At 61.2% G+C, this 322-nt stretch carries 1 pseudogene; it reads right to left on the bottom strand.

What is annotated here, in order from left to right:
- Positions 1-322, bottom strand: a pseudogene (secA, locus tag QCE73_RS34120) (preprotein translocase subunit SecA); the annotation flags it as partial.

Below are 322 nucleotides of genomic sequence, written 5' to 3'. Positions count from 1 at the left end.
CAGGAACACCTGACGCGCTTTTTCATCGAGCGTGTAATCGCCCGGCTTTTCGACGCCGGTGCCGTCGGCCTTCTCTTCGCCGATCTGCTGCTCGAGCAGCGGCGGCAGCGCGTTCATGCGCACGTAGAGATCGGTGTGATCTTCAGCCTGACCGGAGATGATGAGCGGCGTGCGTGCCTCGTCGATGAGGATCGAGTCCACTTCGTCGACGATCGCGAAATTGAGCGGCCGCTGCACGCGCGCGTTGGTCTCGTAGACCATGTTGTCGCGCAGATAATCGAAACCGAACTCGTTGTTCGTGCCGTAGGTGATGTCCGCCGCG

Source organism: Caballeronia sp. LZ029 (genome assembly GCF_031451275.1).
GTDB lineage: Bacteria > Pseudomonadota > Gammaproteobacteria > Burkholderiales > Burkholderiaceae > Caballeronia > Caballeronia jiangsuensis.
Note: the sequence above shows the minus strand (reverse complement) of the source record. Positions and strands in the feature narration are given on the sequence as shown.